Below are 5,776 nucleotides of genomic sequence, written 5' to 3'. Positions count from 1 at the left end.
TCTTTGCTCTGCCGCCGATTATCCGTCTGACCATTCTGGGGCACATGTAGGGCGGATAAGGCGTTCACGCCGCATCCGCCAGTGGCGCGGTGCAGTTGCCGGATGCAACGCTTGCCGCGTTTTATCCGGCCAGGAGGATTGCACATGTAGGGCGGATAAGGCGTTTACGCCGCATCCGCCAGCAGTTGCAAATTATTGCTTACGGAAAAAATCGTTATACAACATATACAAATGCGCGGCACTCCAGGAGAAATTTGGTGCGCCTTGCTGCGCGCCAGTCAGCGGGTTGTAATTCTCCTGAATTGGGCCATCGGCGGTTAATCCTTTGGCGTGCCGGAAGAACGTATCCGCCAGCTTCAGGGCATCATCACGATAACCGTAACGCTCCATCCCTTTCAGAGCAAACCAGAACTGATCCACCCATACGCGCCCGCGCCAGTAGATATCAGCGCCAAAAGCCGGATTGGTTAACGCCGCCGTTCCCAGCGGGACAAAGGTGTTGAACTCTTTAGGATCGAGCATCACCTTCACCACCGCGTCGGCATTGGCCTGCGTTGCCGCACCGTTAAACAGCGGCGACCAGCCTTCCGGCCCTTTACCGCGCTCAACAATCGGTTTGCCCGCGCAGCCGTTCGCCAGTGGTTTATCTTCAATACGTACGTCATAGTAGAACTGGGTAGTCGGGTCGAACATACAGGTGTTGATGTAGTCCGCGAGCTGCTGTGCCAACTGGCGATAGCGTTTGGCCTCTTCTGGCTTACCGAGGATGGTTGCCATCTCCGCCAGATAATGGTTATCGCTGTACATATAGCTGGCCTGATCCACCGACTCCTGCAATAGCGAGTAGCCCAGCAACGTTCCGTCCTGACTGCGGTTTTCGGCGAATTTCACCGTCCAGTCGCTACGTTTGCCACCATTAGCGACATATTTATCCAACTGTTCTTTGTCGATAAAACCAAAGACGGCGGCATCATCACGCCCCGATTCCCACGACGCAGCGACCTGTGCCGGAATTTCCAGACTGTCGTACTGGCCTTTCTCCACCACGCGGGCGTAGTTGTTCAGCCCAGACTGCGTCTCTTCTTTGTTGCCTTTCTTCACCGCAAACAGCATCTCGCCACTCTCAGTGTTGTGGGCTTTGTCGCGGGTCGCGCCATATTCCGGCACGCCGTTGCCGTTGTGATCGCGGTTACGTAACCACCAGTCGTGATAGGCCACCAGTTTCGGGTACATCTCTGCCAACCAGGCTTTATCCTGGGTGACGTTGTACACTTCTATCACCGACCAGGCGGCAAGGCTGGGTTTGGTATTACGTTCGTTCCAGTTGCCGCCATCGCCACCACGCTCGGGGCTAAGGTTCCACGCTATCAGGTCGGGGACAAAGCCCACATCCTGCGGACGCACGCGGTCGCCAGGCTGGATCTGCCAGGAGAAGACCGCGCGGATATTCTCTTTGGCGATGTCCGGATTGAAATGCGCCATCGCAAACGCCTGCTTCTAGGTATCCCACGGCCAGGTCTGATTGCCGGAGAACCAGCGCCCGGTCACCGACGGTGTAACGGTGTTAAATTTCACCGCACCGCCCGGTGAGCGCCAGTTACCGTTGAGCGTTTCGATCGCTTTCACCGCGACGCGCGTCTGTTCCGGCGTCGCATCCGGATTGGTTAACCCTTTCTTCAGGTATTCTTCCCAGCGTTGCTGCGAGGCGGTGAGATAAAACGCCGGACGCGCCAGAATATCGCGGATCTGCATTTGCTCTTTGCTAACTTCCTGAGCGGTCAGCAGATGGGAATAGGTGGTGTAGAGCGTGGTCGAACCGTTGATATGCGCCTTACTGGTAAAGCGATTACCGTTGATTTCAGTCTGCACCGGCAGGGATTTATGCACCTGATATTCCGATTCGCCGGAGGTCAGCAGATCCCAGGTGGCGCGCACTTTGCCAAAGGTGACTTTCAGGCCATCACGGGTGGCGCTGATTTTGCGCTGATAGTCAGGGTATTCGCCAGCAATGGTTTTATCGGAAAGCGGTTTCCCTTCTTTCGCTTCCAGTTTTTCCAGCAGTTCGCCGTCCCACACCAGATCCAGCGGTTTATTGCTGGTGATTTTGGTTTCCAGTAGTGACGTGCGCGGCGTGGCGAAGCGCAGAGTCATTTCGACTTGCACATCTTTTGCTGTCAGTTTTTGCACCAGCGCACCGGGAATACTGTATGCCTCCAGCGTAAAGTCGACTTTCTTGCCGTCCTGCCAGACGGTCAGGCGGTCGAAATTGCTGGCCATAAAGTTGATGTACTCTTCCGTCAGCAGCGCAACGCCCGGAAAGCCGCCCATGGTGTTAGGGCCGTCTGGCAACAGATGACCATGCCAGGCTCCGAGATCGAAAAACGGATTAAAACGCTGGTGATCGTCGTAATCGTAATCCTTCATGTACTGCGGCGCGCCAGTACGGTTAATCACGTTTTTATAATTGTCGGCGTTAGCGGCATGGGCGGAAAAACTTATCAGCAGAGCGCAGGTTACTGGCGTTAAAATAGTTTTTATTTTCATGAAATTACAGTCCTTATTACCAGTAGAAATATTGCATCAGGAAGATTTGGTCGCTGGGATCGTGAGAGGCATTTTTCATGTAGAAGCGGCTATCAAAAGCCGTGGCGAAACGTCCGTCGCCGTATTCGTACCAGATACCAAACTGCATGAAAGAGGTGGTTTCATCGTCAGCGTGGTCAGGGCGATGTTTGGCGTAGGTGTAAGCGGTGGAGAGATAAACGCCCTTTAACGCTTCATACATGGCGCTCACCATCATCCCACTTTCACTTCCCGGTACGTCCAGCCCGTCGGCGCGTCCGGTATGGTGCCAGGCGCGAGCGGCAAAGTTAGGAGTTAGCAGGCCCGTGAGATAGAGCTGTCCTGTGCCGTCGGTGATTTCCAGACCGTTCATCCAGGTGATGCCTTCGGCAAGGTCATACTGGATGTAACCGTTCATCATTGCCGGATAGGTGTATTTGTCGTCATAGCGATCGTATTTGCCAAAATGTAGCCAGGCTTTGCTTTCATCATGATGTCCGGCAGGAGTCGCGGTGACGCTATAACGAAAGTTGCCGCTTAAGTTCTGTACCTTCAGCGCAGTCATAATGTCGCGGGTATTGGGAATGACGTAGCCCAGATCGGGGGTGAAATCGCCCCACCATTGCAGGTCATCCAGCGAGGAATCCTGACGCAGACTGAGCATGATTTCAGTGCCATCATTGGTACGATAACCGCCATAGAAACGGTTAATTCCGCCCTCGAAACCACCCCAGCTATGGTCTGGCACCCAGGCATTGCCGTCGTGGTCGGCCTGCACGGTCCAGCCTTCGCCGTAAATCAGGCCGAACCAGGAGCCGTACTTCATCTCCAGGCCACCTTCAATATAGGTACCGTCGCTGTATTTATGTTTATTCTCACCCTCTAAATCCATATATCCACCAACCCCTAATTCGCCGTAAAAACGAAATGAAGGAGAAGATGTCGAGGTAATTGCGGGTGTTTTTGTGTCGTCATGTTCTGCCGGACGTGCTTCTTCTCCTGCCGCAGAAAAGGCGTAGCAAAACGGCAGAGCAAGTAATGCTCTGCATGGTGCAGTGATTAATTTCATTGTGTTAATCCATGAGCTAAAGAAAAAGTACAGCCTTTTATCGTTGTAATTATAAAAATATAAAGGCAGAAACTATTTTCCCTCTCCTCATCCAGGAAGAGGGAAAATGCCTGCTCATTTTTTATTATTCTGCTTAATCAACATTGCTGGCTGGCGTCGCTTCAATATGGCGCTCTTCAGCCGTTAATCCCTTTATATATTTACTGTATTTCCACCACGCAAAGCCAAGGAAGATAACAATACCGCCGACGTTATAAAAAATGATGGTCAGAATATTCGCGCCAGTCGGGAATGTCGAAGCGACAAACCCTACGGCAAATATCGCAATCTGCATTGAAACAACGATAATACCGGTGCGGCGGGAGCTCATACGGAAATCGCGTGGCAGGTGATCTAATTTGGCGCGTAAATTCAGGTAAGCCAGCATGATGAATAACGGCGGAAGCATGGACGCTGCGGCGGTCATATTAATAATAGTATTCATCAGATCCTGCACGGTATTGGAACCGAGCATCGGGATAATCATCAGCGGGATGACGATCAGGAACTGGATCCACGCTGCGCGCGCCGGAACGCCGTTTTCGTTCAGTTCGACGGTTTTCTTACCAAAGATGCCTTCCGGGATTTCGGAGAAGAAAATTTTCACCGGCGTTGCGGTCCACATCAGCAGGGAACCGAACATCGCGGTAAAGGACACCAGACCGACAAAGCGATTCATCAACGCTTCCGGTAGACCAAAATACGCCGCCATGCCATGGAATACCTGCACCGATCCGCCGGTAAATTTCAACTCTTTGCTGCTGACGAAGACGTTAATCAGCACCGAGGAGACGGAATACAGTACGCCGATAAAAATCCCGGCGAGGATGATCACTTTAACGAACGATTTCGAACCGCCTTTGACGTCGTTAACGTACACAGCGACGGACTCCGCGCCACCTGCGGCCATAAAGATCCAGGTGGTAACGCCGAGGAACGCCCAGTTGAAGTTCGGGATCATCGCGTCAACGGTGATGGGGTCAGCAGGCTGTACGCCGCCAACCAGCGCCGTACCTGCCAGTAAAATGTAGGAGAGCGTTAACAGCAGCATCAGCGTTGAAGTGACGGAGGTAATTGGCCCCAACATTTTCGCCCCGTTGGTGGAAACCTAGGTGGAGAAGGCGAACAGCACCATACTGATAATGGTGGTGGCAACCGGCGTCATAATATATTCGTATCCGAGGAAGGCATACGAAGCATAAGCAATAACGCGCGGCAACAGTGAGGTGAAAAAGAACAGGTTTACGAACCAGTAGGTATAGGCAGTAATAAATGCCCAACGTCCGCCCAGCGAACTTTTTACCCACGCGTAGACACCGGCTTCTGAGTTTTTATTTAACGAAACAAATTCTGCGATGATCAGACAGAAGGGAATAAAATAAAAAATCGTCGCGAGGAAAAACATCGGTGCCGAGGCCAGTCCAAGCTCAATATTATTATTGATAACGTTGTTAAAGCTGTAAACGGCAGCAAAAGTCAGCGAGAGCAAGCCGAATTTGCCGATTGTATTACGTTTGGTATCAGACATAACACATCTCCGAAAATGTGTAGGGTAGCGGTGGCGGCAAACTCCTTTTGCCGCCGTAGTTGTTATTTGTTATGGAAATAACCATCTTCGATGGTGACTTTGAGAACCACTTTTTTGACCGCGTTATTGCAGATAAACCGATACGCTTCATGGATATCGCAAATAACGATTTGCCCTTCGTGGACCTCAACGGTTTCTCCGCAGCCTTTTAAATATTCACGGTCAGTTTCATCACGATAATATTCCACTACCTGTAATGTCTCTTTCGGCGCATATTCAATTTTTTGCTGCCCTTGCAGGTAGTAATGCACGGTAATGACTCCAACTTACTGATAGTGTTTTATGTTCAGATAATGCCCGATGACCTTGTCATGCAGCTCCACCGATTTTGAGAACGACAGTGACTTCCGTCCCAGCCTTGCCAGATGTTGTCTCAGATTCAGATTATGTCGCTCAATGCGCTGAGTGTAACGCTTGCTGATAACGTGCAGCTTTCCCTTCAGGCGTGATTCATACAGCGGCCAGCCATCCGTCATCCATACCACGACCTCAAAGGCCGACAGCAGGCTCAGAAGACG

The 5,776-nt window shown here is 51.6% G+C and carries 2 protein-coding genes and 3 pseudogenes; all 5 read right to left on the bottom strand.

Annotated features, from left to right (window positions below):
* Positions 1 to 192 precede the first annotated feature (192 nt).
* A pseudogene (ygjK, locus tag BFF42_RS27665) lies at positions 193 to 2,544 on the bottom strand (alpha-glucosidase).
* Between the two features lie 16 nt (positions 2,545 to 2,560).
* Positions 2,561 to 3,631, bottom strand: a complete 1,071-nt coding sequence (gene ygjJ / locus BFF42_RS10160; RefSeq protein ID WP_000767651.1) for a protein YgjJ — start codon at positions 3,629 to 3,631, stop codon at positions 2,561 to 2,563.
* 133 nt (positions 3,632 to 3,764) lie between these two features.
* Positions 3,765 to 5,198: pseudogene (locus tag BFF42_RS10155) on the bottom strand (amino acid permease).
* 62 nt (positions 5,199 to 5,260) lie between these two features.
* Positions 5,261 to 5,509 (bottom strand): annotated as a pseudogene (locus BFF42_RS10150) (beta-galactosidase subunit beta); the annotation flags it as partial.
* 15 nt (positions 5,510 to 5,524) lie between these two features.
* The coding region (locus BFF42_RS10145) for an IS1 family transposase (protein WP_001393792.1) at positions 5,525 to 5,776 on the bottom strand (252 nt) is incomplete at its 5' end.

Origin of the sequence: Shigella sp. FC1661 (assembly GCF_001712525.1) — a bacterium.
In the GTDB taxonomy this organism is placed as follows: Bacteria; Pseudomonadota; Gammaproteobacteria; order Enterobacterales; family Enterobacteriaceae; genus Escherichia; species Escherichia coli.
Note: the sequence above shows the minus strand (reverse complement) of the source record. Positions and strands in the feature narration are given on the sequence as shown.

Coding starts and splice junctions, on each gene's coding strand:
- ygjJ (WP_000767651.1), bottom strand. CDS start 3,631: ATGAAATTAATCACTGCACCATGCAGAGCATTACTTGCTCTGCCGTTT.